At 71.7% G+C, this 24,245-nt stretch carries 19 protein-coding genes, 1 tRNA gene and 2 pseudogenes; 13 read left to right on the top strand and 9 right to left on the bottom strand.

Annotated elements, in window-relative coordinates; genetic code table 11:
• Positions 1 to 51: 51 nt before the first annotated feature.
• Entirely contained in the window at positions 52 to 1,377 is a 1,326-nt protein-coding gene (locus tag ACH4K1_RS24875) for an APC family permease (protein WP_398091636.1), read from the top strand.
• Positions 1,378 to 1,566: 189 nt separating this feature from the next.
• Here the strand turns inward: ACH4K1_RS24875 and ACH4K1_RS24870 are convergent, their stop codons facing one another.
• Positions 1,567 to 3,615, bottom strand: a complete 2,049-nt coding sequence (locus ACH4K1_RS24870; protein WP_398091634.1) for a CocE/NonD family hydrolase — start codon at positions 3,613 to 3,615, stop codon at positions 1,567 to 1,569.
• An 81-nt stretch (positions 3,616 to 3,696) separates the two neighbouring features.
• A complete protein-coding gene (locus ACH4K1_RS24865; protein WP_398091632.1) occupies positions 3,697 to 4,977 on the bottom strand; it encodes an acetyl-CoA carboxylase biotin carboxylase subunit family protein in 1,281 nt (426 codons plus the stop codon).
• 174 nt (positions 4,978 to 5,151) lie between these two features.
• Between ACH4K1_RS24865 and ACH4K1_RS24860 the strand changes: the two genes are divergently transcribed.
• Together ACH4K1_RS24860 and ACH4K1_RS24855 are read left to right on the top strand one after the other, a co-directional pair.
• The gene (locus tag ACH4K1_RS24860) at positions 5,152 to 7,641 is read left to right on the top strand and encodes a molybdopterin oxidoreductase family protein (RefSeq protein ID WP_398091630.1); all 2,490 of its coding nucleotides are present in this window, start codon (positions 5,152 to 5,154) and stop codon (positions 7,639 to 7,641) included.
• A complete protein-coding gene (locus ACH4K1_RS24855) occupies positions 7,638 to 8,129 on the top strand; it encodes a hypothetical protein (RefSeq protein WP_398091628.1) in 492 nt (163 codons plus the stop codon). Before ACH4K1_RS24860 ends, ACH4K1_RS24855 begins: the two co-directional genes overlap by 4 nt.
• A gap of 211 nt (positions 8,130 to 8,340) precedes the next feature.
• Here the strand turns inward: ACH4K1_RS24855 and ACH4K1_RS24850 are convergent, their stop codons facing one another.
• Complete coding sequence (locus ACH4K1_RS24850) at positions 8,341 to 9,333, bottom strand: GlxA family transcriptional regulator (RefSeq protein ID WP_398091627.1); 993 nt, start codon at positions 9,331 to 9,333, stop codon at positions 8,341 to 8,343.
• Positions 9,334 to 9,385: 52 nt separating this feature from the next.
• Between ACH4K1_RS24850 and ACH4K1_RS24845 the strand changes: the two genes are divergently transcribed.
• Complete coding sequence (locus tag ACH4K1_RS24845) at positions 9,386 to 9,781, top strand: cupin domain-containing protein (RefSeq protein ID WP_398091625.1); 396 nt, start codon at positions 9,386 to 9,388, stop codon at positions 9,779 to 9,781.
• Positions 9,782 to 10,199: 418 nt separating this feature from the next.
• Here ACH4K1_RS24845 and ACH4K1_RS24840 read toward each other — a convergent pair whose 3' ends face one another.
• Complete coding sequence (locus ACH4K1_RS24840) at positions 10,200 to 10,442, bottom strand: hypothetical protein (protein ID WP_398091623.1); 243 nt, start codon at positions 10,440 to 10,442, stop codon at positions 10,200 to 10,202.
• A gap of 445 nt (positions 10,443 to 10,887) precedes the next feature.
• On the opposite strand from ACH4K1_RS24840, the gene ACH4K1_RS24835 reads away from it, so the two are divergent.
• Positions 10,888 to 11,475 carry a hypothetical protein gene (locus ACH4K1_RS24835; protein ID WP_398091621.1) on the top strand — a complete coding sequence of 196 codons (588 nt, stop codon included), beginning with the start codon at positions 10,888 to 10,890 and terminating at the stop codon, positions 11,473 to 11,475.
• Positions 11,476 to 11,582: 107 nt separating this feature from the next.
• On the opposite strand, the pseudogene ACH4K1_RS24830 reads toward ACH4K1_RS24835, so the two are convergent.
• Positions 11,583 to 11,690 (bottom strand): annotated as a pseudogene (locus tag ACH4K1_RS24830) (IS630 family transposase); the annotation flags it as partial.
• A 260-nt stretch (positions 11,691 to 11,950) separates the two neighbouring features.
• Here ACH4K1_RS24830 and ACH4K1_RS24825 point away from each other — a divergent pair.
• Complete coding sequence (locus ACH4K1_RS24825) at positions 11,951 to 13,816, top strand: glycosyl hydrolase family 18 protein (RefSeq protein ID WP_398091619.1); 1,866 nt, start codon at positions 11,951 to 11,953, stop codon at positions 13,814 to 13,816.
• A 294-nt stretch (positions 13,817 to 14,110) separates the two neighbouring features.
• Here ACH4K1_RS24825 and ACH4K1_RS24820 read toward each other — a convergent pair whose 3' ends face one another.
• Positions 14,111 to 15,175 (bottom strand): alpha/beta hydrolase family protein, encoded by a 1,065-nt coding sequence (locus tag ACH4K1_RS24820; RefSeq protein WP_398091617.1) that lies wholly within the window; start codon positions 15,173 to 15,175, stop codon positions 14,111 to 14,113.
• Positions 15,176 to 15,290: 115 nt separating this feature from the next.
• Between ACH4K1_RS24820 and ACH4K1_RS24815 the strand changes: the two genes are divergently transcribed.
• The 5 genes from ACH4K1_RS24815 (at position 15,291) to ACH4K1_RS24795 (ending at position 19,788) form a co-directional block, all read left to right on the top strand.
• Positions 15,291 to 15,926: a GNAT family N-acetyltransferase gene (locus ACH4K1_RS24815; protein WP_398091615.1), complete on the top strand. Its 636-nt coding sequence runs from the start codon at positions 15,291 to 15,293 to the stop codon at positions 15,924 to 15,926.
• A 35-nt stretch (positions 15,927 to 15,961) separates the two neighbouring features.
• Positions 15,962 to 16,807: a PaaX family transcriptional regulator C-terminal domain-containing protein gene (locus tag ACH4K1_RS24810; protein WP_398091752.1), complete on the top strand. Its 846-nt coding sequence runs from the start codon at positions 15,962 to 15,964 to the stop codon at positions 16,805 to 16,807.
• Positions 16,808 to 17,351: 544 nt separating this feature from the next.
• Positions 17,352 to 18,152: an alpha/beta fold hydrolase gene (locus ACH4K1_RS24805; protein WP_398091613.1), complete on the top strand. Its 801-nt coding sequence runs from the start codon at positions 17,352 to 17,354 to the stop codon at positions 18,150 to 18,152.
• A gap of 2 nt (positions 18,153 to 18,154) precedes the next feature.
• Positions 18,155 to 19,438: a SpoIIE family protein phosphatase gene (locus tag ACH4K1_RS24800; protein WP_398091751.1), complete on the top strand. Its 1,284-nt coding sequence runs from the start codon at positions 18,155 to 18,157 to the stop codon at positions 19,436 to 19,438.
• A complete protein-coding gene (locus ACH4K1_RS24795; protein WP_398091612.1) occupies positions 19,435 to 19,788 on the top strand; it encodes an STAS domain-containing protein in 354 nt (117 codons plus the stop codon). The genes ACH4K1_RS24800 and ACH4K1_RS24795 overlap by 4 nt, the downstream gene beginning before the upstream one ends.
• 32 nt (positions 19,789 to 19,820) lie before the next feature.
• Here the strand turns inward: ACH4K1_RS24795 and ACH4K1_RS24790 are convergent.
• From ACH4K1_RS24790 to ACH4K1_RS24780, 3 genes and pseudogenes are all read right to left on the bottom strand, one after another.
• Positions 19,821 to 20,042, bottom strand: a pseudogene (locus tag ACH4K1_RS24790) (transposase family protein); the annotation flags it as partial.
• Positions 20,043 to 20,111: 69 nt separating this feature from the next.
• A tRNA-Pro gene (locus tag ACH4K1_RS24785) sits at positions 20,112 to 20,185 on the bottom strand.
• A gap of 49 nt (positions 20,186 to 20,234) precedes the next feature.
• Positions 20,235 to 22,889 (bottom strand): ATP-binding protein, encoded by a 2,655-nt coding sequence (locus ACH4K1_RS24780; protein WP_398091610.1) that lies wholly within the window; start codon positions 22,887 to 22,889, stop codon positions 20,235 to 20,237.
• 110 nt (positions 22,890 to 22,999) lie between these two features.
• On the opposite strand from ACH4K1_RS24780, the gene ACH4K1_RS24775 reads away from it, so the two are divergent.
• Together ACH4K1_RS24775 and ACH4K1_RS24770 are read left to right on the top strand one after the other, a co-directional pair.
• On the top strand, positions 23,000 to 23,479 hold the full coding sequence (locus ACH4K1_RS24775; RefSeq protein ID WP_398091608.1) for a DUF309 domain-containing protein: 480 nt from the start codon (positions 23,000 to 23,002) through the stop codon (positions 23,477 to 23,479).
• A gap of 84 nt (positions 23,480 to 23,563) precedes the next feature.
• Positions 23,564 to 24,226 carry a hypothetical protein gene (locus tag ACH4K1_RS24770; RefSeq protein ID WP_398091606.1) on the top strand — a complete coding sequence of 221 codons (663 nt, stop codon included), beginning with the start codon at positions 23,564 to 23,566 and terminating at the stop codon, positions 24,224 to 24,226.
• Positions 24,227 to 24,245 lie beyond the last annotated feature (19 nt).

Below are 24,245 nucleotides of genomic sequence, written 5' to 3'. Positions count from 1 at the left end.
GCGCCGAAGGGACGCGGATTACCGGATGGGGGGCGGGGTACCCGGCGCCCCGTGAAACCATCTCCTACGAAGCCCCCCGCCTCGGACGCTCCGGCGCCGCTCAAGAAGGCTCTCACCACACGGCTCCTCTACTTCTTCATTCTGGGGGACGTGCTCGGCGCGGGCGTGTACGTCCTGGTGGGCCAGGTCGCCGCCGAGTCCGGCGGGGCCGTATGGGTTCCCCTGCTCGCGGCCATGTGCCTGTCCCTGCTGACGGCCGCCTCCTACGCGGAGCTGGTCACCAAGTACCCGCGCGCCGGTGGCGCCTCCCACTACGCGACCTTGGCCTACGGCCCGTTCCTGGGGTTCCTCGCGGGCTTCTGCATGCTGGCCGCGGGCGTGGTCTCGGTGGCCGCCCTGGCCCGGGGGTTCGCCGGCGACTACCTGTCCGAGTTCGTCACCCTCCCCGTGGTGCTGGTGGTCGTCGTCTTCCTCGTCCTGCTGGCGCTGCTCAACGCGCGGGGCATCAACGAGTCGACCCGGGCCAACGTCGTCGCCACCGTCGTCGAGGTGGGCGGGCTGCTGCTGGTGATCGGTCTCGGCGTCCGGATCATGCTGCGCGGCGACGGAGACCTGGGGAGGCTCACGGAGCTGGGCACCTCCCACGAGGGCCCGGTGGCGGCCGTGCTCAGCGGCGCCGTACTCGCCTACTACTCGTTCGTCGGGTTCGAGACGTCCGTCAACGTGGCCGAGGAGACGCGCGAGCCCCGCCGCTCGTACCCCCGCGCCCTCTTCGGCGCGCTTCTGACCGCGGGCGCGGTGTACGCCCTGGTCGGTGTGGCGGCGTCCGCGGCCGTGCCGACGAAGACGCTGGCGGACTCGAGCGGTCCGCTGCTCGAGGTGGTCCGGGCGGCAGGAGGGGTTCCCACCGAGCTGTTCGGCGCCGTCGCCCTGGTGGCCGTCGCGAACGGGGCGCTGCTGACGGGCATCATGTCCTCGCGGCTGGCCTACGGCATGGCGCGGGACGGCCTCCTCCCCCGCTTCCTGACGAAGGTCCTCCCCGGCCGCCGCACCCCGTGGGCGGCCATCGCCGCGACCACCGCGCTCTCGCTCCTCCTCGCGGCGACCGGCGACGTGTCCACTCTCGCCTCCACACTGGTCCTGCTGCTGCTGGTGGTCTTCTTCCTCGTCAACACCTCCCTCCTGGTCCTGCGCCGCGACCCGGCGCCCGGGCGCCACTTCCGGGCGCCGACCGTCGTACCGGTGCTCGGAGCCCTGTCCTGCCTCCTGCTCGCCACCCAGATCGAACGTGAGGTCTGGCTGAGGGGGCTGGTCGTCCTGGCCGTCGGCGGTGGCCTCGGCGCCATCGCCTCGCTCCGCTCGCGCCGGGCCTCCTGACCTTCCGTACGGACCCCGGAGCCGGCCCCGACCGGCCCCGGAGACGACCGGGGGCCGGTTCCGGAGCGCTCCGGAACCGGCCCTGATCACGGAGGGCGCGGCGCTCCCCGGCCCTCGGACGGGGCTACTCGCCGGGGAGCCCGCCCCGCCGCGCGACCGCCACCAGCCGCGGCACCGCCCGCGGGCGTCCTAGACGCGGGTGCGGGGCACTTCCTCGTTCCACGTACGGGAGAACACGCGCCGGCCGCCCTCGTAACCGTCCAGGGTCGCGTCCACGTGGAAGGCGTCCCTGTCCGACGTCAGGACGGTACGCGTCTCGACGCGCACGTCCCACCCGGGCCGGCCGAAGCTCATGGTCCAGGCCGACTCACCGCGTACCGAGGCGAAGTCCTCGGCCACCCAGCTGTACCGCTCGCAGGCGCGCAGGCCGACGTCGATCCCGGCGTCCTCGTACCGCCGCACTCCCTGGTCCTTCACGATGTCGAGCACGGACCGGTAGTTCACCAGGTCGCGGGAGACCGTCCACGCCTGTTCCGGTTCGCCGAGCTGGACGACGGCCGACGGCGCGCAGCCCTCGGGCTCGCCGAAGGGGCGCAGCTCCGCGTCGGTGGCGACGTCCTGGTCGCGGACCGGCAGGGTGAGCGCGCTTCCGCTCTCGTACACCGTGAGCAGGACCGGCTCGGGCGCCGGCCAGACCAGCGGCCAGTACGAGGTGGACAGGGAGACCCGGATGCGGTGGCCGGGCGGGAACGCCTGCGCGACCCCGTGCAGAGGCACGCGGACCGTGTACCGCTCCCCCGGGACGAGCTCGCTCGGCTCCGCCTCACTGCTCCTGTGGGCGAGGTTGAGCACCCCGTAGGTGACCCGCGTCGAGCGCCCGTCCGGAGCGACGTCGGAGAGGCGGACGTTCACCTGCGCGGCAGGGGCGTCGGCCGACACGTCGAGGGTGACGGAGGGAGCGCCGAGGATCTCCACCCGGTCGGTCAGGACGTCGGTCTCGAAGACGAGCGACCCGCCGTCCTCCTCGCGCTGGTCGTAGGGCAGATCCGGCGGGGCGTTGTAGGACGCCCACTTGCCGGCGAACTGGCCGACGGACAGCGGGGACTGGACGGTGTACGCGCGCTCCGGGCCCTCCGGCCGCTCGGCCGCCCCGCCGCTGCCGGGAGGCATCAGGAGTCCGCGGTCGTGGAAGGGCAGCACGGTGTCCGTGACGTGCGGCGAGGGCCAGGAGGGCTCCCCGATCCAGCGGCCCGGCCGCTCCTCGTACGAGGTGGAGGGCGGCACGCTCTCCTGCATCCAGGTGCGGAGCATGGGCCCGTCCATGACGCCGTTGTCCACGCCCTTGAGCCAGTGGTCCCACCAGCGCACCACTTCCTGGAGGTAGCCGATGGCGGGGCCCGGCTCCCCCAGGTGGGGCAGCTTGTGCGACCAGGGGCCGATCAGCCCCTTGCGGGGCACGTCGACGTGGTGCAGCAGCCGGGTGACGGCGTTGGAGTAGCCGTCGGCCCATCCGCTGGAGGCGAGGACCGGGCAGGCGAGGGCGCTGTAGTCCTCGCTGAGGCTGGCGTGGCGCCAGTAGGCGTCGCGCTGCGGATGGCGCAGCCACTCCAGGACCCAGGGCCGGGCGGCCCGCAGCCGCTCCTCCCACATCGCGCGCCACCGGTCGCCGACCACGGCCGGGTCGGGCGGGCAGGTGGCGTAGGCGAACATGGTGCCGGCCTCGGCCAGGTTGTCGGAGAGCATGGCGCCGCCCAGGTAGTGCATGTCGTCCGCGTACCGGTCGTCGGTGAAGGACGAGATGCAGATGGCGCGCAGGCTCGGAGGCCGGCGGGCGGCGACCTGGAGGGCGGCGAAGGCGCCCCAGGAGATGCCCATCATGCCGGTGGCGCCGTCGCACCAGGGCTGGTCGGCCAGCCAGGCGAGGACGGCTTCGGCGTCGGCCTGCTCCTGTTCGAGGTACTCGTCGACGAGGACTCCGTCGGACTCGCCGGTGCCCCGGATGTCGACCCGGACGCAGGCGTAGCCGTGCCCGGCGATGTAGGGGTGGTGGATGGAGTCCCGTGGGGAGGTGAGGTCGTTCTTGCGGTAGGGGATGTACTCAAGGACCGCCGGGACCGGCTCGGTGTCGGAGGAGACGGGGCGCCAGATCCGTGCCGAGAGCCGGGTTCCGTCGGCCATCGGGATCGTGACGTGCTTCTCTTCCTTGACCGCGTGGGGGAGTTGGTCCACGTGTCGCATGGTGCTGCGACCTCCTCTGCTGCTCGGGTGTCCGGGCCCGCTCGGTGCGGTGGGGCCCGTGGCCGCCGTGGTGCGCGCGGGTCAGTCGAAGGAGAGGCCCAGGGCCGCCACGGCGAGGTCGAACTTGCGGCGCAGGTCCTCCTCGTCGTTCCCGCCGGTGAAGATGTGCGCGACCTCGTAGCTGTAGCTGTCCTGCTGCGAGACGGTGGAGAGCTTCTGCCCCTCCTCGGGGACGACGTCGATACGGACGCCGGGTATCTCCTTCTCGATCTCGGCGATCCGCTCCGGGCCGGGTATCCCGTGCACCTTGCCGTCGGTGAACCAGCGGTAGTACCACTTGGCCGCCATGGCGTAGTCGCCCCGGCCGCCGGGCAGCGCCGGGTCGCGGCCGAGCGCCAGCGCGATCATCCGGTGGTGGTTGGGGACGCCGTCGACGTACTGGAACAGCTCCGCGTGGGACTGGGAGTGGCGTGGGTTGATCTCCAGCAGGCTGACGTCACGGGTCTTGGGGTCGTAGAAGTACTCGATGCTGAAGGTGGCCGTGTCGAACCCGATCTGGCGCATCGTGCGCTCGCTGACGTCGTGCAGGGTGCGGATGACGTCGGGCGGCAGGGTGCTGGGGTACTGGTGGCGCAGGAAGCAGGACGAGCCGGGGTAGTTGATCGAGTCCAGCACGCCGTAGACGGTGGGCCGGCCCTCGTGGACGTAGCCCTCGACGGCCACCTGGATTCCGGTCATCGCCTCTTCCGCGAGGCAGACCTCGCCTCCGACGCCGTCCATCTCCTCGGGCAGCTCCAGCATGTCGAGCACGGTCTCGAAGGGGCGTCCGACCCGTCCGATACCGCTCCGGATCTCCTTCACCGCGGCACGGAACTCGCTCTCGTCCTTCACACCGAAGGCCAGCTCGGACGAGTAGGCGAGGGCCGGCTTGAGCCACATCGGGAAGGAGACGCCCTCGGGCGGTCGCGGGTCGTCGGTGTCGAGGTCGACGCGGCCGAAGCGCGGATACGCGTCGACCGCCTTGCGCTGCTCCAGCCGGCTCCAGTACTTGTGCTCGCACTTCACCACGGACTCCAGGCTCGTGGTGCGGGTGCCGTACTCCTTGCCGAGGATCGGGACCATGGTGCTGACGGGGAAATCCCAGTAGCCCACGATGGCGTCGATGCTCCCCTCGTGCGCGTCGAGCACCTTCCGGGCCCGGTCGAGGAGGTCGTTCACGGAGACCTCGCCCTCCTGGAGCTCCTCCACGGTGAGCAGCCCGTGGAAACGGTAGGAGTCCGCGTCCGGAACGGCACGCAAGGTGGGCAGATTGGCCTCGTCGAGGCCGACGACGAAGATGTTCTGACGATGGTCCTCGGGCATGCGGGGTCCTTTCGCAAGGGGACGGTCGTGTGTATCCGGCCGCGTGCCCGGTGACGGCGAGCCCATGCGTGGACGTACGCGGGGCGACGTCCTCCCTGTTAGGGAACGCCCGTGGCGGGTACCGATGGTCGGTCGAGGAAACGGGCACCGGCGGGTGCCGGCCGAGAGGTGCGTATGGAGACGTCGGTTGACCGGATCGCGCAGCCGTGGGGCGGCCGTACCCCGTACGCCCGCGGTCAGGCGTGGCCCCCGCGGGTGGACGCCTTTCTGGCGGAAGGCGTGGAGACCGAGGAGGTGGAGCGGTGGGTCCAGGCCGCTTCGATTCTGCACTCCGACGGGGATGCCATGGACATCGCGGTCAAGGACGGCCGGATGGTCGGGGTGCGCGGCCGGAAGGCGGACCGGGTCAACCGCGGCCGTCTGGGGCCGAAGGACGTGTTCGGCTGGCAGGCCAACGCGTCACCGGACCGTTTGACCCAACCGCTCGTCCGCCGTGACGGGAAGCTGGTCCCGACGGACTGGGACACCGCGATGGGCCTGGTGGCCGCTCACTCGCGCGAGCTGCTCCGGGAACGGGGGCCCGGATCGATCGGGTTCTACACCTCCGGCCAGCTGTTCCTGGAGGAGTACTACACGCTGGCGGTCGCGGCCCGGGCCGGTATCGGCACGAACCACCTCGACGGGAACACGCGTCTGTGCACCTCGACGGCGGCCGAGGCGCTCAAGGAGTCCTTCGGCTGCGACGGCCAGCCCGGTACGTACGACGACATCGACCACGCCGATGTGATCGCGCTCTTCGGCCACAACCTCGCCGAGACCCAGCCCGTGCAGTGGATGCGCGTCCTCGACCGGCTCGACGGGGGCGACCCGCCCCGCCTGGTATGCGTGGATCCGCGGCCCACGCGGGTCGCGCGGGCGGCTGCCGTGCACCTGGCTCCGCGGGTCGGGACGAACGTGGCCCTGCTCAACGCGCTCCTGCACGAGATCATCCGCAGCGGCCGCGTCGACCACGCCTACGTCGACGCCCACACCGTCGGATTCGACGAGCTGGCGAAGACGGTCAAGGAGTGCACCCCCGCCTGGGCGTCGCGCGTCTGCGACGTTCCGGCCGCGCGGATCGCGGAAGCGGCCGAGGTGCTCGGTACGGCCGACAGGCTCCTGTCCACCGTCCTGCAGGGGGTCTACCAGTCCCACCAGGCCACCGCCGCCGCCGTGCAGATCAACAACCTGCACCTCCTGCGCGGCATGCTGGGACGGCCGGGCGCCGGCGTACTGCAGATGAACGGGCAGCCCACGGCGCAGAACACCCGCGAATGCGGTGCCAACGGGGACCTCCCCGGCTTCCGGAACTGGCAGAACGAGGAGCACGTGGCCGACCTCGCCCGGGTCTGGAACGTCGAACCCGCGACGATCCCCCACTACGCCCCGCCCACCCACGCCATGCAGATGTTCCGCTACGCGGAGCAGGGCTCGATCCGCATGCTGTGGATCAGCGGCACCAACCCTGCCGTCTCCCTGCCCGAGCTGTCGCGCATCCGCTCCGTCCTCTCCCAGGACCGGCTGTTCGTCGTGGTCCAGGACCTGTTCCTGACGGAGACCGCCCAGCTGGCGGACGTGGTCCTGCCGGCGGCGACGTGGGGCGAGAAGACCGGCACCTTCACCAACGCGGACCGTACCGTGCACCTGTCCGACAAGGCGGTGGAACCGCCGGGCGAGGCGCGAGCGGACCTCGACATCTTCCTCGACTACGCCCGGCGCATGGGCTTCACCGACAAGGACGGCGCGCCGCTGATCACCTGGCACGACCCCGAGTCCGCCTTCGAGGCGTGGAAACGCTGCAGTGCCGGCCGCCCCTGCGACTACACCGGCCTCACCTACGACGGACTCCGCGGGGGCAGCGGAATCCAGTGGCCGTGCACCGAGCAGGCGCCGGGGGGAACCGACCGCCTGTACACCCGGGGGATCACCTGGGCGGGCCCGGACGCGTGCGAGAGCTACGGCAAGGACCTCCTCACCGGCGCCTCCGTCACCGCCGACGAGTACCGGTCCCTCAACCCTGACGGCAGGGCGATGCTGAAAGCCGCCGACTACGTTCCCCCGCATGAAGCACCGGATGACGCCCACCCGTTCCAGCTGACCACCGGGCGCACCCTCTACCACTTCCACACCCGCACCAAGACAGGCCGCACCCCTCAGCTGAACGCGGCGGCGCCCGACGTATGGGTGGAGATCTCTTCCTCCGACGCGGCGGCCCAGGGGCTGGACGAGGGCGACGTCGTGGAGGTCACCACCCCCCGGGGCGCTCTGCGAGGGCGTCTGAGGATCACCGGTATCCGGCCCGGCCTGCTCTTCGTCCCCTTCCACTACGGCTACTGGGACACGGCCTCCGGTTCGGGGCCGGACGACGGAACCCCGCCGCGCGCGGCCAACGAGACGACCGTCACCGACTGGGATCCGGCATCCAAGCAGCCGCTGTTCAAGACGGCCGCCGCCGCGCTCGCCCTCGTCGAGAAGGGCGCGGGGCGCTCCGCGCCGGCCCCCACGACCACCGCGTCGGCGCCCGTCCGCCCGGGCGGGGTCCGCCCCACCCGAGGCGGCGCCTCGGCGCGGGTCCGGGAGACGACCGGCCCGTACGGGGACGACACCGATGGAGCCTCACAGTGAACACGATCGCCCTCGTCCTGCGCGCGCTGCACGACGGGGAGCGGCGCCTGGCCGGGGAACTGGCCGTCGTCGCGGAACGCCACAGCGCCGAACACGAGGTCCGCCACGTGGCGAAGGAGCTGGTCGCCTGGTCGAACGAGCACTGCGTCCGGCTGGCGGCGGCAGCCGGGCACTACGGCCTGGATCTCGACGGCCCCGCCCACCGGCCCACCGCCGGCCCGGCGCCGGCGCACCGCGAGAAGCCCGCCGGCATCCCGGGCCGTCGACCCCCGCCAGGTCTCCTCCTGCTCGAAGACCTGCGGGAGCTCCACCTCGGTGCGGCGGGGAACTCCCTGTACTGGGAGATGCTCGCCCAAGCGGCCCGGGCGGCGAAGGACACACGGCTGCTGGACCTGGCGACGTCCTGCCACCCTCGGACGCTGCGGCAGATGCGCTGGACCACCACCATGGTCAAGAACCTGTCCCCACAGATCCTGACGAGTCGGTGAACACGGCTTTCGCCCCGGTATGCCGCCGGCGGGTGCGGGCTGATGTCTCCGGCGTGCCCCCGCTGTCCGCGCACGTCCCCGGCGCCCGCGCACGGCCGTGGGCGGGCCGCCCCGCGAGGACGGTCCCACCGTGCCGTGACACCTCTGCCTCGGAACGCCGGTCCGTCGCCCGGGGACGCGCCCCGTCCTCGTCGCCCGGGGACGCGCCCCCTCAGTCCGCTCCCGGCCCGAACCGGCGCTTGTACGCCGACGGTGGGATGCCGGTCTCACGACGCATCAGGGTGCGCAGATGGGCGGCGGTGCCCAGCCCGCTGCGTCGCGCGACCACCTCGAACCGGGACTCGCCCCGCTCGATCAGCCGGCACGCCAGAGCAACGCGTTCCCCCGTGAGCCACGTCAACGGCGTCGTGCCCAGTTGCGCCCGGAAGCGGCGGTGGAGCGTCGCCGGACTGACCGCCGCACGGGCCGCGAGGTCCGAGACGGTGAGCGGTGAGTCCAACCGCTCCTGGGCCCAGGCCAGGACGGGCGCCAGGGACTCGTCGGGCAGGTCGGGCATGGGCCGCTCCACGAACTGCCGCTGTCCGCCGTCCCGGTGCGCGGCGAAGACCAGGCGCCGGCTCACCGAGTTGGCGATCTCCGCACCGTGGTCGCGGCGCACCACATGCAGCCCGAGATCGAGCGCGGCCGCACTCCCCGCCGCGGTGAGGATGTCGCCGTCGTCCACGAACAGCACGTCCGAGGTGAAGCGGACGGAGGGGAAGCGGGCCCGGAAGGAATCCGCCCACTGCCAGTGCGCGGTGGCCCGGCGCCCGTCGAGGACTCCGGCCTCGGCGAGGGTGAAGGCTCCGCTGCAGAAGCCGACCAGCCGCGCACCGCGTGCGTGCGCCCGTCGGACGGCGTCGAGGACAGCGGGGCGGCGGGGCACCTCGACGTCCGGGCGGTTGGGGACGATCAAGGTGTCCGCCGCATCGGCCGCTTCCAGGCCGTCGACCCCGGTGAGCGTGAAGAATCCGTCCCGCATCAGGGTGCGGGGCTCCGGGGAGCAGAGTCCGAAGTCGTAGAGGTCACGGCCGATCTCCGGTCTGCGCAGACCGAAGACCTCGGTCGCGCAGCCGAGCTCGAAGGGGTTCGAGTTCTCGTCCACGATCACGACGACCCGGTGCACGCCCGCCGCGGGGTCCGTGTGCGAGGATTCTTTCGCCATGTGCGATTCCTAGCACTCCCGGCGCCCCTGCGGAACAGCGCAGGATGAGCCCGTGAGTAACGAACCCCTCTCTCTCAGCCATGCTCTGGCCTCCTTCGACGCTCTGTGGAGCCCTCGCATCGTCACGCGCGTCAACGACTACGACGTCCGCGTCGCGAAGGTCGAGGGCGAACACCTCTGGCACGTCCACGACGACACCGACGAGTTCTTCCTGGTACTCGACGGCGAGCTGCACATCTCCTTGCGCGAGCCCGCCGGGGAGCGCACGGTCCTGCTCCCCCGGGGGGCGGTCTTCACGGTTCCCCGGGGCACGGAGCACAAGCCGTACGCCCCGTCCCCCACCGCGATCCTCCTGTTCGAGCCCACCGGGACGCCGTCCGTGGGCGATCGCCACGACGAGATCCCGGAGCACGTCGACTCGACGACCGGGCACGCCCTCGGCACCTGACCCGACAGGCGGGGGCCCGCCCCCGCCCAGGGCGCCGGCCCGTCAGCGGAGAGCCGCTGTCGGGCGCTCGCTCTCGTCCTCACTCCTGACCGGGCCGGAGACCCGCCCGCATTCCCTCAGCCCCGGGTCCGCCTGCGGGTGCAGCGACCGACCGGCCGGCCCGGGGGCGCCCCTGGCGCGGTGCCGGCCGGCAAGGCGTACTCGTCTCACGCCATCCGGGCCCGTCTCCGCCGACCCGGAATCCGAGCGGTGATTCCGCAACCGGTCAACCAGGCTGCGAGAGTTCCCGAATCCACTGGTCGAGCCCCTTCTCCTACGGTGGCCTCCGCGGATCCTGCCCGTACGTACGGCATGACCGTGCGACGGGCAGGGGCGGGAACGAACGATCATGGGGAAAGGGGCGGCGGGTGACGCTCCCTCAGGGGAGCTTCCACAGCCGCACGGACATGTCCTCGCCGCCGCCGGCCACACTCTTTCCGTCCGGGCTGAACGCCACCGCTTCGATGGGTGAGGTACGGCCCGTCAGTACGACTCCGCGAACACGGACTCCTTCTTCTTTCCTGCCCTTGGAGGCGTTTCCCCCTGCCCGGTCTCCCCCTGAACTGTTGAGCGCGATGGCCGCGGGGACGGCGCCTACCGCCAGTACGCCCAGACCCGCCATGAGTGCGCCAGTCGTCTCCCTCCGCAGAGGCCCGGAAGTCCGGTGCCCGGTCAGTCGCCCACTCTGCGGCTGCAACACCCTTTGCCGAGGGAGGCGGAACAGGAGAGTCCGTCGTTTCGTTGACCAGTTCCCGTAGGGCGGCACGGCATTCGGCCAGAGGCCGATCGCCGATCCGGCCGGCCCACCGGCGGTCGATGTCCTCCGCGCTGCGCCGGCCTGCCTCGGCGGCCACCGCGGGCATGTCCGGCCTGCAACGCCCTCGGAGGACCGGTGCCGCCGGTCGGAGCGTTCACGTCAGCGGCGGCCCGGATCACCGGTCACCTCGGGCCCGTGCCCGCCCCTCCACCTCACCACCGGTCCGTCCACGTTCAACCATGCTGCGCACCGACTGCTACGGAGCGGCCCGACCGTAGACGGCCCAGCACGTTCAGGGCAGGATCCACCTATGGAGAACGGGGTGGTGATCGCGCTGATCGGGGCGGGCAGCGCCCTGGCCGGCGCCCTGATCGGCGGTGCCGCTGCTGTGGTCGGAGCGTCGAAGGCGGCCCGCAGCGCCTATCTCGGATCCCTCGACGTCACGCGCCGCACGGCGCAACGGGAGGTCTACTCCGAACTCCTGAGAGCCGCGCATGCCTACGAGGCCGGGACCAGAGCCGTGCTGGAAGAGGCGGGCTTCCTGCTCGATGACCTGTTCAACGAGCAGGAAGGTCTCCCGGTCCGGCACAGCGACTCGGAACGGTCCGCCCTCCGACGGGCCGTCTCGTCCGCGGCCGACCCCCAGCCGGTGGCGGCCGCAGCCCGTCAGGTCGAGCTGGAGGGGCCTTCGAGCGTCGCAGCGGCCGCCCGCGCCGTTCAGGCCGCAGCCGAACGACTGGGCGCTACGCTCAACGGCATCGGGGACGGTTTCGAGGCCGCCGACGGGGGGCTGCCTCCCTCCACGCCGACGGATCTCCCCCGGGAGCACTCCGAGCTCCTGAAGTCGGCCATCAGCGCGTTCGCCGGGGTCGCGCGCAAGCATCTCAACCACCGTTAGGGCTGCCGCCCGCGTGGTCACCCAGCGGTCTCCACCCGTTCGGGAGACCGAAACCGCGGCGCGTCGAGCCGGTTACCGAGGTTGAACTCGGGATGTCGTGCTGCTGGTCAGGCGGGTCGGACAGTCAGGCCGGTCTCGGCGAGGCAGCCGTCGATGAGGTCGCTGCGGTACTGGACGCGCCGTAGGCCGCCCCGGCGTGTGCGGATGAGGCGCTCCGCCCTGCCGCTCGTAGGCCAGGACGCCGGCGTCCGGTATCTGGCGGGTAGGGGCTCGGCGCCCCTGGAGGCGTAGGCACTCGAGTTCCCTGATCTCAACTCCTCTTTGGCCCAGACCCCTTGACGATTGGTCTAGTCCTTCTTAGGGTCACGGCAACACTGCGGGGCGCCGAGGAGAAAGCTACGTGCTCGTGGCCACGCAGGGTTGACGGGCCAGGGATTCCCCCTGTCCCTTGAAGCCCCCCACTTATGGAGCAGCGTTGAGTACGAAAACGCGATGGCGCCTCACCAGATCCTCACAGCGCGTCTCCCCGGCCAAGCGGTCCAAGGCCGTCGCGGGAGCCACGGCGCTTCTCCTGCCGCTGGCCGCCATGGTGGGCCTCGCAACCCCGGCGGAGGCCGCGACCTCGGCCACCGCCGTCTACACCAAGGCATCCGACTGGGGCAGCGGCTTCGAGGGCAGGTGGACGGTGAAGAACACCGGTACCACCACGCTCTCCGCCTGGACCGTCGAGTGGGACTTCCCGGCGAACACCAAGGTCACCTCCGCCTGGGACGCCGGCGTCACCAACTCCGCGAACCACTGGACCGCCAAGAACCTCGGCTGGAACGGCACCCTGGCCCCCGGCGCGTCCGTCTCCTTCGGCTTCAACGGCTCCGGCACCGGCGCACCCTCCGGCTGCAAGCTCAACGGCAACCCGTGCGACGGCGGCTCCACCAACCCCGGCGACACCGCCCCCACCGCGCCGGGCAAGCCCACCGCGAGCGACATCACCAACTCCTCGGTGAAGTTGTCCTGGGCGGCCGCCACGGACGACAAGGGCGTCAAGAACTACGACGTCAAGCGCGACGGAGCGACGGTCGCGACCGTCACCGGCACCACGTACACCCAGACCGGCCTGACCGCGGGCACGGACTACAGCTACTCCGTGGTGGCCCGCGACACCGCCGACCAGACGGGCCCCGCCTCGGCCGCCACCACGGTCCGCACCGCCGGGGGCGGCGGCGGCGAGAACCCCGGCGGCAACGGGAAGATCAACCTGGGCTACTTCACCAACTGGGGCTCCTACACGGTGAAGGATCTCGTGGCCTCCGGCTCCGCCGAGAAGATCACGCACATCAACTACGCCTTCGGCAACGTGCAGAACGGCAAGTGCACCATCGGCGACGCGTACGAGGACTACCAGAAGCCCTACAGCGCCGCCCAGTCGGTCGACGGCAAGGCCGATGCTTCGGACCAGCCGCTGCGGGGCCACTTCAACCAGCTGCGCAAGTTGAAGGCGCAGTACCCGCACATCAAGGTCCTCTGGTCCTTCGGCGGCTGGACCTGGTCCGGCGGCTTCGGCCAGGCCGTCCAGAACCCGGCCGCGTTCGCCCAGTCCTGCCACGACCTGGTCGAGGACCCCCGCTGGGCCGATGTCTTCGACGGCATCGACCTGGACTGGGAGTACCCCAACGCCTGCGGGCTGTCCTGTGACACCAGCGGCCCCGCCGCGTTCAAGAACATGATGCAGGCCATGCGGGCCGCGTTCGGCCCGAACAACCTCCTCACCGCGGCCATCACCGCGGACGGCTCCAACGGGGGCAAGCTCGACGCCGCCGACTACGGAGGCGCCGCACAGTACATCAACTGGTACGACGTGATGACGTACGACTACTTCGGCGCCTGGGCGGCGCAGGGCCCGACGGCCCCGCACTCCCCGCTGACCTCCTACCCGGGCATCCCGGCGCAGGGCTTCAACTCGGCCGACGCCATCGCCAAGCTGAAGGCCAAGGGCGTCCCGGCCTCCAAGCTGCTCCTGGGCATCGGCTTCTACGGCCGCGGCTGGACGGGTGTCACCCAGTCGGCTCCTGGCGGTACGGCCACGGGTCCGGCGGCCGGAATCGAGCCCGGCAACCAGTACTACAAGGTCCTCAAGACGGCGTGCCCGGCCACCGGCACGGTCGGAGGCACGGCATACGCACACTGCGGGAACAACTGGTGGAGCTACGACACCCCGGCGACCGTCGGCACCAAGATGGCGTGGGCCAAGAGCCAGGGCCTTGGGGGCGCGTTCTTCTGGGAGTTCAACGGTGACACGGCAAACGGCGAACTGGTGACGGCCATCAGCAGCGGCCTGAAGTAATCCCCGGTACTCCCCCGTGCCCGCCCGCCCCGAGAACAGGGGCGGGCGGGCACGGCACTTTCGGGGCGGGCGGAGTGGCGTGTCCCGAGCGGCTCGTCCCCCCGGCGCCGAGGCGGCCGCCCTGATCGCCCCGAGCCCGGTCGGCTCGCTCGCCGCCGTCCTCGACCAGCGCAAACCGCCGGCTGGGCGGATCGAGTAGCGGCTGAAGACCTACCCTGTCGGCGTCCATTTCGAAGTGCACCGGCCAGTACACGTGAACGTGCGCCCCGCGCCACAGCCGGGCCTGCGAGAGTGTCATGAAGTGACGCGACCGCCTCGGCCGAGCTCCTGGAGGAACCGTCCTTGGCCGTCCAGGAACCCGTCCGCGAAGAGCGAGCGGGGGGCGAAGAGCGCGGTGAGAGTGGTTTCGAGCTCCGACTGCTCGATGGACTGCTTGAGCAGTGAATGGGTCGCGTCCGGGTAATGCCTGACCGTCAACGCGCCGCCTGCTCCCAGCACTCGGCGGTAGGTGCGCTCCGTGTCGGCGGTGTCCACGTTGATGTCATGTCCCGCGAGGGCCAGCAGCACCGGTACGCCGCGCAGGGCGCGGAGGTCTCGCGTGGCGTCCGCGGTGTAGTTCTTGGAGACGAAGCCCCAGCGGCCGGCGGTCATACCGTCCGCGTCGCCGCCCATCGCCCTGACGTACTCCTCGAAGCTCGCGCGGCGTCCCAGCAGCCGACGGGTGGTGTCGCTCTTGGCGACCTCCGCCTTGGTGCGGGCTGCCGATGCGTTGTCGGCGCGCAGCTCGGCGAGGAGGTTGTAGCGGCCTTGCTGGAGCCAGTTGATCGCGGGCGAGACGGCGATGACGAAGCTCACGGGCGTCTTGGCGGCGATCTTCGGCAGGACCCAGCCCGCCTGGCTGGCACCCCACAGTCCGATCCGGTCGCCGTCGACGTCCGGGCGCGCGCGGGCCCAGGCGATGGCGGCGGCCGCCTCGTCGGCCCGGTCGTCCATGGACTGGTCGAGCCAGTCGCCGGGCGCGCCCGCGACGCCGGGCTTGTCCCAGGACAGGGAGGCGTACCCGGCCTTGGCGTTCGCCTCCCACATGGGCTTGTAACCGTCGTCGTGGGTGGCGTCGACGGGGCCGTCGCCGTGGACGTACACGACCAGGCCGTGGCGGTTGCGGCCGTCCTTGGGGACGGCCAGTACGCCGTTGAGGGTGTGGCCGCCGCGGCGGATCGTGACCCGCTGCTCGTCCATGCCGTAGGAGTTCTGCCACAGCACCACACCGACGAGACCGACGGCCAGGATCAGGACCGTGACGAGTGACCACACGGTGATGCGGAGCCCGCGTCGTCGGGGCTGGGTCTTCGGACACATGGGAGGGCCGCCTCTGTTCGGGTGGGAAGCAGACAACGAAACTATCATCACGGAAACGACCGTTGTAAATCTGATAGTTTTGGGTCTCGATCGTGGAGAGAAGAGGAGGCACGGCATGGGAGTGGACACGACAGGGCCCGCGGCCGGACCGATGACGGTGCGGCGGGGTGTTCCGGCTGGAGCCGAGCGGCGGGTGGCCGAGCTGTACTGGGACGCCTTCGGCCGCAAACTCGGTCCCGCCCTGAACCCGGCGAGCAAGGCGGTGCCCTTTATCGCCGCCCACCTGAACACCGATCGAGCGGTCTGCGCACTCCTCGACGGGCAGCTCGTCGGCCTCGCCGGCTACCACCACGGCGGGCGGGCCTTCACCGGAGGATCGGCCCGCGCCGTCCTGCGCGCTTACGGGCGCCTGCGTGGACTGCACCGACTCCTGCTCCTCTCCCTGTTCGAACGTCGCCCGGCCCCCGGACAGCTCGTCATGGACGGCATCGCCGTGGACCCGGACATGCGCGGCCGCGGCGTCGGAGGCCTGCTCATCGAGGAGGTGGCCGCCGTCGCGGCGGAGCAGGGCTGCCGGGAGATCAGACTGGACGTGATCGACACCAACCCACGCGCCAGGGCCCTGTACGAGCGGCGCGGCTTCACGGCCGTACGGACCGAGTACACGCCCTACCTGCGCGGGCTGTTCGGATTCGGCGCGGTGACCACCATGCACCGCCCGGTCGGAACAGGAGGGGCGGGAGAACTGTGAGCGCCGACACCGACCACGTCGAGATCCCCACCCGCATGCTCGTCCACGCGCTGATCCGCGAGGACGGCGCCGTGGACGCGGACGAGCTGTACACCGTCGCCAACACTCTGGGCATGAGCGACCAGCAGGTACGGCTGTGCGTCAAACGCCTCGTGACCGAAGGCCGATTCACCCACGAAGGCCGGGGCCGCAAGGCGGAACTGCACGCGACCACGGACACCGTGCGTGCCCTCGCCCCCCATGCGGACTTCCTGCGGCACGCATTCCAACAGGACGCCGGGCTCGCACCCTGGGACGGAGTCTGGCACCTGGCCGCCTTCGCGGTGCCCGAATCGGCGCGCACCGCCCGGGACACCTTGCGCGAGACACTCGTCCACCTCGGCGGCGCCCCGCTCCAGGGCGGACTGTACGTCTGCGCCAACCCATGGGAACCGTACGTCGAAGAAGCGGCCCACCGCCTCGGCGCCCACGATGCGCTCACCCTCCTCACCACGACCGACCTGCGCAGGGGCGACATCCGGGAGCCCGCCGAACTCGCCCGGCGTCTGTGGCCTCTCCAGGAGATCGCCGACCGCTACCACCGCCTCGGCCGCATCGCCCGGCCCCGCCTCGCCCGGCTCACCGGTCCCGTCGAACTCTCCCCGGCCGCACTTCTCACCATCGCTGTCGAGTTGGCCGCCGAACTCACCCGCGCCATGGAGCCCGACCCGCTGCTGCCGCCTCAGCTCCTGCCCCGGCCCTGGCCCGGCACCCAGGCCCGGGAGCTCATCGCCCGGTGCTGGGCGGCCCTGCACCAACGCGACCGGGGCGAGGCCCGCCCGGCCCTCTTCCGCCTCTACGCCGACATCACGAGAGAAACAGCCGACCGGGCCACGCGCTGAAGACACAACAGGCGGCGCGGGCCATGCCGGTGGAGTGAAGCCACCGCGAGAGCGCCCGCCCTTGCGGACAGACGAGCAGCAGATCAAGGTCGTGCACTTTGATCCGTACCGATCGGCGCACGTTCGGATGTACGCCGACACATCCCCTTTCCCAGCTCCTCCGACAGCAACCCCTCGAACTACCAGGCCCCGCCTGTCGGGCTCGTCACCCCCGCCCGGTCCCTCCCGCCAGTCGAGGAGACCGCTGAGGGACCAGAAGCAGGGCCGGCTCCACCGGCGGATTCTTGGTGCTGAGGCAGGTCACGGCCGCAGGTGGGGGAGCTGCTCGAGGACCTGGTCGACCAGGTCCTCGGTGGGCTTCCCGGGTCCGAGCCGCCCGCACGCGGGGCTCTCCCGAACGTCGTTCCTCTGGGACCGCACGAGCCTCCGGAAACATCCGGACAGGGGGGTGCCGGACCCGTGATCTTGGACTTACCGCAGGGGGGCACCGGGGTTACCGGGCCCCTGCGCCGGGGCGGAACGGGGGGATGGGAAGCTGGCGGGTATGGATATCCGTCGCAGGAACAACGTCACTGTCACCGGCCGTGCGGACGGACCGGTGGTCATGCTGGCTCACGGGTTTGGCTGTGACCAGAACATGTGGCGCCTGGTGGTCCCCGCCCTGGCCGAGAACTACCGGTTGGTGCTCTTCGACTACGTGGGCTCGGGCAAGGCCGACCCGTCGGCCTGGGACGAGCGGCGCTACAGCTCCCTGGAGGGCTACGCACGGGACGTGCTGCAGGTCTGCGAAGAGTTCGACCTGCGGGACGTGGCCTTCGTCGGGCACTCGGTCAGCGCGATGGTCGGGGTGCTCGCGACCGCGAAGGCGCCGGAGCGGATCTCCCGGTTGGTGATGGTCGCGCCCTCTCCGTGCTACATCGATGATGAGGGTTACCGGGGCGGATTCAGCGCCGAGGACATCGACGAGCTGCTGGAGTCGCTGGAGTCGAACTACCTGGGCTGGTCGGCAGCGATGGCCCCGGTCATCATGGGCAACGCGGACCGGCCCGAACTCGGTCAGGAGCTGACGGCCTCGTTCTGTGCGACCGACCCGGACATGGCGCGCGTCTTCGCCCGCACGACGTTCCTCTCCGACAGCCGCCAGGACCTGAAGACGGTCACGGTGCCGACGCTGGTCCTGGAGTGTCGGCAGGACGTGATCGCTCCCCGGGAGGTGGGCGCCTACGTCCGCGACACGATCCCCGGCAGCCGGCTGGTCACCCTGGAGGCGACGGGGCACTGCCCGCAGCTGAGCGCGCCGCAGGCCACCGCGCGGGCGATCGTCGACTTCATGAGTGCGGCCTGATGATGTGCCGCACCGACCAAGGGCCCGAGCCGGGTGAGGAGCAGGACGTGGACGCCACGGACGCGGTGTTCACCTCGCTCTTGGAGGACAGTGCCGAGGAGCTGTACGAGCAGGCCCCGTGCGGATACCTGTCCACGCTGATGGACGGCACCATCGCCAAGATCAACACCACCCTGCTGGACTGGCTGGGTCTGGACCGGTCCCGGGTGGTGGGGCGGATGCAGTTCATCGACCTGCTCACGGTGGGCGGCAAGCTGTATCACGAGACGCACTTCGCACCGCTGTTGCAGATGAAGGGCGAGGTCAACGGCATCGCCCTGGACATCAAGGCCGCCGGAAAGCAGCGGATGGCGGTGCTGGTCACCTCGAAGGTGAAGACCAGCCAGGACGGCGAGCCGATGCTGATCCGCACCACCGTCTTCGACGCCCGCGACCGCCGCGCCTACGAGGCAGAGCTGCTGCGCGGCCGCAAGGCGGCCGAAGAAGCCCGTCGGCGGTCCGAGGCCGATCGCGCCCGGCTCCAAGAAGCCCTCGCCGTCCTCCAGCAGAGCCTGCTGCCCACCGCGCTGCCCGTGGTGCCGGGCCTCGAAGCCGGCTCCTACTACCACACGGCCTCCCCGGACCTGCTGGGCGGAGACTTCTACGACTTGTTCCCCCTGGGCCCCGGGCGGTGGGCGTTCTTCCTCGGCGACGTGTGCGGCAAGGGCCCCCAGGCCGCAGCCGTCACCTCGTTGGCCCGCTACACCCTGCGCGCCGCCGCCCTGCACAACGCCGACCCCGTCACCGTGCTCACCACCCTGAACACCGTGCTGCACGAGCGGTACGCCAGCGGCGAGGGACGCTACTGCACCGCCATATTCGGCGTCCTCGAACCCGGCGACGGCCACGTCGGTGTGCACCTGGCTTCCGGCGGCCACCCCTCCGCACTGATCCAGCGCGCGGACGGCAGCGCCGACTACCTCCCCACCCCCGGCGGACTGCTCATCGGCGTCCTGCCGCAGGCCCCGTTCACCGCCGCCCGCACCGATCTGCTGCCCGGCGACACGCTGCTCCTGTACACCGACGGCCTCACCGAAGCCCGCATCGGACCCGAACGTGAGCTGTACGGCGAGGACGCCCTACGCACCTTCACCGCCGCCCAGCCGCCAGCGGGACCCCAGGCCCTGATCACCGCCCTGAGCGGGCTGCTGACCTCCTTCGGCGACGGACTCGACGACGACACCGCGCTACTCGCCCTCGGCGTGCCCGCCGCCCGCCCCACCTCCGCGAGCGAAGACCTGACATGAGCCCACTCACGATCACCATCCGCGACGCCGGCACCGGTCCCGTACTGGAGATCGCCGGTGACCTCGACCACTACACGGCATCCGAACTGCGCAAGGCCGTGGACGGCGTGACTGTTGCCGTAGGGCAGCTGTTGGTCCTGGATCTGGCAGGTCTGGAGTTCTGCGACTCCAGCGGGATCAGCGCCCTGCTCTCCGCCCGGAGCGTGGCCGTCGAACAGGGAGGGGGCATAGCCCTGGCCGCAGTGCCTGCCAACACCGCCCGCATCCTGCGCATCGTCGGCTTGGACCAGGTCTTCGCCATCCACCCGGACGCCGCAGCTGCCACCGCCCACGGCTCCGTCGCCGGATGATTCCGACGGACCCGGTCCCGGCACGCTGACTCGGCGAGGCGGTCGATCGGCAGCAGGGCGCCGTCGGGGATGGCGAACGCCTTCGCCTGGATCGTGTGCATCGCCTCGGCCAGGGACGGGGCGAGCACGGCCAGGGCCTCGACAGCTTCGCGGATGTAGCGGTAGACGGTCGCGATCCCGAACCCGGCGGCCGGCCTGGCTCAGGTGTCACCGCACCGCAAGTGAGCCAGGGCGAGCAGGGCTGTCCCTCTGGTCCCCAAAAAATGATCAAGGGCCGGTCTCGGATTACTCCGAAACCGGCCCTGATCTACGACTGTCTCCAGTCGGGACGACAGGATTTGAACCTGCGACCCCTTGACCCCCAGTCAAGTGCGCTACCAAGCTGCGCCACGTCCCGCCGCGTTTCCCCCCGGTTTCCCGGGTGGCCGCGCAGGACAAACATTACCTCACTCAGAGGACCGGATCGACGCACGCGCCTGTTGGGCGCGGGCGGCCAGGCCCTCGGCTCCGCAGGCCATCGCCTGCTTCTGCGCACGGGCCAGCTCCCGGTGCGAACCGATCGCGATGCCGTACTCGACCCGGGCGAGGGCGTGCTCGTAGGAGGAGGTGGACCTCTCCAGGTGGCCCACCGCCTCGGCGAGCAGCTGCGCGGACCGCTCCGGCGGTGCGAACAGGGCGACACAGCGCAGGGCCTCGCCCATGGCGGTGGGTGTGCCGAACCGTTCGGCGTGCATACGGTTGCGGGCGGCGAGATGGGCCGCGCGGGCCGGGTCCTCCTGGGCCAGCGCCCGCGCCAGGTCGCCGGCCCAGGGAGCCCAGACGCCGTTGAAACGCTCCCTCGCCTCCAGGGCGGCGCCCGCCGCTTCGAGCTCGGCGATCGCCTCCTTCGTGCGGCCCTCCGCCAGCAGCAGCCGGCCCCGGATGCACGGCCCGTCCGGCAGGACCATGGCGCTGGGGTAGGGCGGCCCGAAGTGGTAGCGGTCGGCGATGCCGCGGGCCTCCTCGGTACGGCCCCGGGCCAGCAGGGTGTCGATGAGCAGACACGTCGCGTCCCAGTGGACGGGCAGCCCCGAGCCGACACGGTCGGCGAGGCGCAGCCCCTCGCGCAGGAAGCCCTCGGCCTCCGCGAGACGCCCGCGACGGCGGTGGACCATACCGAGCAGGGTGTGGGCGAACGCCAGGTGGGCCCCGCTCCAGCCGGAGATCTCGAAGGCCCGGACCGCTTCGCCGAAGAGGCTTTCGGCGCGGTCGAGCTGATCGACGAAGGTGTAGGTGATGCCGACCATGGTGGGGAACTCGAAACCCCACTCGGTGTCGGTCCAGCCGAGCCCGCGGGCGGGGCTTCCGTCGATCAGGGCGCGTTCGCAGAGGTCCACGATGAGCTGGGCGTTCTCGCCGCGCAGCATCCCGTCGAAGGCCCGCAGGGTGAGCAGTGCCCGCTCGGCGTTGTCGCGGCCCTTGAGGTGGTCGGCGTTGAGGGTGAGCCGCCGGGAGCGGGTCGGACCGTCCTCCTCGACGGCCTGCATGCCCTCCCACATGAAGTGGGCTGCCTGCAACCGCATCAGCCCGGGGCCGGGTGCGGTGCGCGCGGCCTCGGCGGCCAGCGAGATCGCCGCTTCCTTGAGCTGGTTGTTGTGGGCGAGCGCGGCGGCGAGCCGGAAGGTGGCGTCGATCCGCAGACCGTCGTCGAGCCCCGGCATGTCCAGGGCGGCGCGCAGGTGCTGGACCGTGGTGGGCGGTGAGCTGAGGAGCGTCGCGCAGCCCAGCTCGTACAGCAGGACGGCCCGGTCCTTGGGGCGCGGCGGCTCCTCCAGCGCCCGCTCCAGGCAGCGGCGGGCCGCTTCGGGCGCGCCGACGGCGAGGTGCTGGCCGGCGGCTTCCCGCAGCTGGGCGACCAGCTCCTGGTCGTCGTCCGGGTGGACCTCCAGCAGGTGCCGGGAGGCCGCGGCGGCTCCGAGACCGGCCCGGGTGATCGCCCAGGCGGCACGCCCGTGCATGGCGGTGCGGGTGGCCGGAGGGATCGAGCGGTAGACGGCGGAGGCGATGAGCGGGTGGACGAACTCCAACGGATCGAAGCCGCTGACGATACGGGCGTCGCGCAGCCGGGCCGTGCAGTCGGCGGCCTCCGCCGAACTCATCCCGGCGAGGGTGGCGGCCAGTTCCTGCGAGATGTCGGTGCCGAGGACGGCCGCTGCCCAGGCGAACCGGTTGGCGTTCGTGCCGAGCCGCTCCAGACGGGCGACCAGCCCGCTGCCCCTGGCGGAGGCGCCGAGCGCCCGCAGTTCGCCCGCCGATTCCTCCACCGGAGGCAGTTCGTGGTCCTGGACCTTGGCGACCAGTTCGACCGCCTCGTACGGGTTGCCTCCGGTGACGGCCCACACCTCGCGGCAGAACGGGTCGTCGGCGTGTTCGCCCAGCGCCGCCCGGACCAGTACGGCGGTGGCGTCCGGTGTGAGGGCGCGCAGGGCGACGCGGGTGACCCTGCCCTGACTGCCCTGGGCGCGCTCGGCGGCACGGTCCGCGATGTAGTTGGCGTCGCGTTCGGCCAGCTCCTGCGGGCGGTGCGCCTGCACCACCAGGACCGGCAGTTCACCGAGGCGCGCGGTGAACGAGGAAAGCCAGGCGAGGGATTCGCCGTCCGCCCAGTGGGCGTCGTCCACGATGAGCAGCAACGGGCGGTGGCTGAGCCGGGACGCGAGCCGGCCGACGACGAAGTCCAGGCCGTCGCGCACACCTTGGGGGTCGGGCTGGGGCCCGCTCGGCTCGGCCAGCCCCAGGGCCGGGGCGGTGGTCTCGTACCAGTCCCCGAACAGCGCCCGGGTCTCGTCCGGCGGGAACTGGTCGAGTGCGGGCTGCAGCAACTGCCGTACGACGTGGAACGGTACGGAGGTGACGGTCTCTCCTCCCCGGGCGGACCACACGGTGCAGCGGTCGGCGGCCATCGACTGGATCTCGTCGAGCAGCGCGGTCTTGCCGATCCCGCCCTCCCCGCTGAAGACCAGGAGCCCTCCGACGGCCTGCGCACCGCACAGAGCGTCCACCGCCTCGGCAGCGGCGGCGAGTTCCGGTTCACGTTCGTACAACGGCCGGGACGGCTTCATGCCCACCCTTCCCACAGAGGCAGTCTTGTCGACGGTCGAGCCTAGTCGTGCGCGGGTGCTCACCGACAGGGTTCGCATGATTCCTTGCAGGTACGGGGCACAATCGAGTAGTGGACGAGATGCGCAGGGATCGCGATGCCGAGGGCCGGGCGCACAACGCGCGCCCCCGTGACGGGCTGGGACGCCCCCTGCCGTACGGGTCGCCCGGCGTCGCGCGCCAGCCGGAGGGGGTCGTGCGCACGCCTCCGGAAACACTGGCGGAGGCGCAACGGCTGCTGGACGCGGGGATGCCGTTCCACGCCCACGAGGTCTTCGAGGACGCCTGGAAGTCCGGGCCGCAGGACGAACGCGAGCTCTGGCGGGGGCTGGCCCAGCTCGCGGTCGGGCTGACCCACTCCGCACGGGGCAACACCACCGGCGGGGCGCGGTTGCTGCGCCGGGGCGCGGGGGCGCTCGCCCCGTTCGTCGGCTCCGCACCGCACGGGATCGCGGTCGCCGGACTGTCGGGCTGGGCGCGGGAGTTGGCGGACCGGGTGGAGTCGGGACCGGTGGTGGACGCGGCGGCCGAGGCGCCCCGCCTGCGCAGGTGACCCGGATCGCCGCACCGGAGCCGGTCGGGCGGACGCACCGGGTCCGGGAACCGGCACCGTCCCCAGCTACTACGATCCGGCTCCATGAGCACTTCTGACCGGGACCAGCACCGGGACCAGCACGAGAACGGATCGAGCGACGAGCGGACCGAGCAGGACGGGGACACCGACACCCTCATAGCCGAGGCCGCCCCGAAGACGCGGGAGGAGACGGGAGCGGCCGGGAGGGCGGCCGAAGCGGACGGGCCCCGGGGAGGGGGCCGGGGCGGGGACGGGGGCGGTCCCGGCGCCCGGGACGAGCGCGACGGGCAGAAGGAGCCGGACGGGCCGGACGGGCCGGACGCCGCGGGGGGCCCGGACGGGCCGGCCGCCCCGGCCGTCCCCGGCGGCCCGGTTGCCGGGGACGGGCAGAACGAGCCCGCCGCCCCGTCCGGTTCCGCCGAACCGGCCGCCCCGGGGGGCGAGGACGGGCAGGACGGGCAGGACGGGAAGAGGTTGACTCCGCGCCAGGCGCGGCGGCTGCGGGTCCTGCTCTCGGCCGTGGGCATGGCGGCGATGGCCGTGGTACTCGCACTGCGCATCGCGAGCCGGTCGTCGGTGCTCGTGGTCGGCGTCTACGGACTCGCGCTCATCCTGTGCGGCGTGATGATCGAGCTGAGCAGGAACGGCCGTACCAGGATGGCCAGTTGGCTGCTGGGAGCCGGGCTGCTGGCCGCCGTGGGAGCGGACTGGCTGCTCCTTCCCTGAGGCGGCCCGCCCGAGGGCG

It is taken from the genome of Streptomyces sp. NPDC017448, from assembly GCF_044330565.1.
Taxonomy (GTDB): Bacteria; Actinomycetota; Actinomycetes; order Streptomycetales; family Streptomycetaceae; genus Streptomyces.
The sequence above is the reverse complement of the archived record's forward strand: the minus strand, read 5'-3'. Positions and strand labels throughout refer to the sequence as shown.

Bases quoted from the DNA above. Each gene is read 5' to 3' on its own strand.
- ACH4K1_RS24870 (WP_398091634.1), bottom strand. From the start codon at position 3,615: ATGCGACACGTGGACCAACTCCCCCACGCGGTCAAGGAAGAGAAGCAC.
- ACH4K1_RS24865 (WP_398091632.1), bottom strand. From the start codon at position 4,977: ATGCCCGAGGACCATCGTCAGAACATCTTCGTCGTCGGCCTCGACGAG.
- ACH4K1_RS24860 (WP_398091630.1), top strand. From the start codon at position 5,152: ATGGAGACGTCGGTTGACCGGATCGCGCAGCCGTGGGGCGGCCGTACC.
- ACH4K1_RS24850 (WP_398091627.1), bottom strand. From the start codon at position 9,333: ATGGCGAAAGAATCCTCGCACACGGACCCCGCGGCGGGCGTGCACCGG.
- ACH4K1_RS24840 (WP_398091623.1), bottom strand. From the start codon at position 10,442: ATGGCGGGTCTGGGCGTACTGGCGGTAGGCGCCGTCCCCGCGGCCATC.
- ACH4K1_RS24835 (WP_398091621.1), top strand. From the start codon at position 10,888: ATGGAGAACGGGGTGGTGATCGCGCTGATCGGGGCGGGCAGCGCCCTG.
- ACH4K1_RS24820 (WP_398091617.1), bottom strand. From the start codon at position 15,175: ATGTGTCCGAAGACCCAGCCCCGACGACGCGGGCTCCGCATCACCGTG.
- ACH4K1_RS24815 (WP_398091615.1), top strand. From the start codon at position 15,291: ATGGGAGTGGACACGACAGGGCCCGCGGCCGGACCGATGACGGTGCGG.
- ACH4K1_RS24810 (WP_398091752.1), top strand. From the start codon at position 15,962: ATGCTCGTCCACGCGCTGATCCGCGAGGACGGCGCCGTGGACGCGGAC.
- ACH4K1_RS24805 (WP_398091613.1), top strand. From the start codon at position 17,352: ATGGATATCCGTCGCAGGAACAACGTCACTGTCACCGGCCGTGCGGAC.
- ACH4K1_RS24800 (WP_398091751.1), top strand. From the start codon at position 18,155: ATGTGCCGCACCGACCAAGGGCCCGAGCCGGGTGAGGAGCAGGACGTG.
- ACH4K1_RS24795 (WP_398091612.1), top strand. From the start codon at position 19,435: ATGAGCCCACTCACGATCACCATCCGCGACGCCGGCACCGGTCCCGTA.
- ACH4K1_RS24780 (WP_398091610.1), bottom strand. From the start codon at position 22,889: ATGAAGCCGTCCCGGCCGTTGTACGAACGTGAACCGGAACTCGCCGCC.
- ACH4K1_RS24770 (WP_398091606.1), top strand. From the start codon at position 23,564: ATGAGCACTTCTGACCGGGACCAGCACCGGGACCAGCACGAGAACGGA.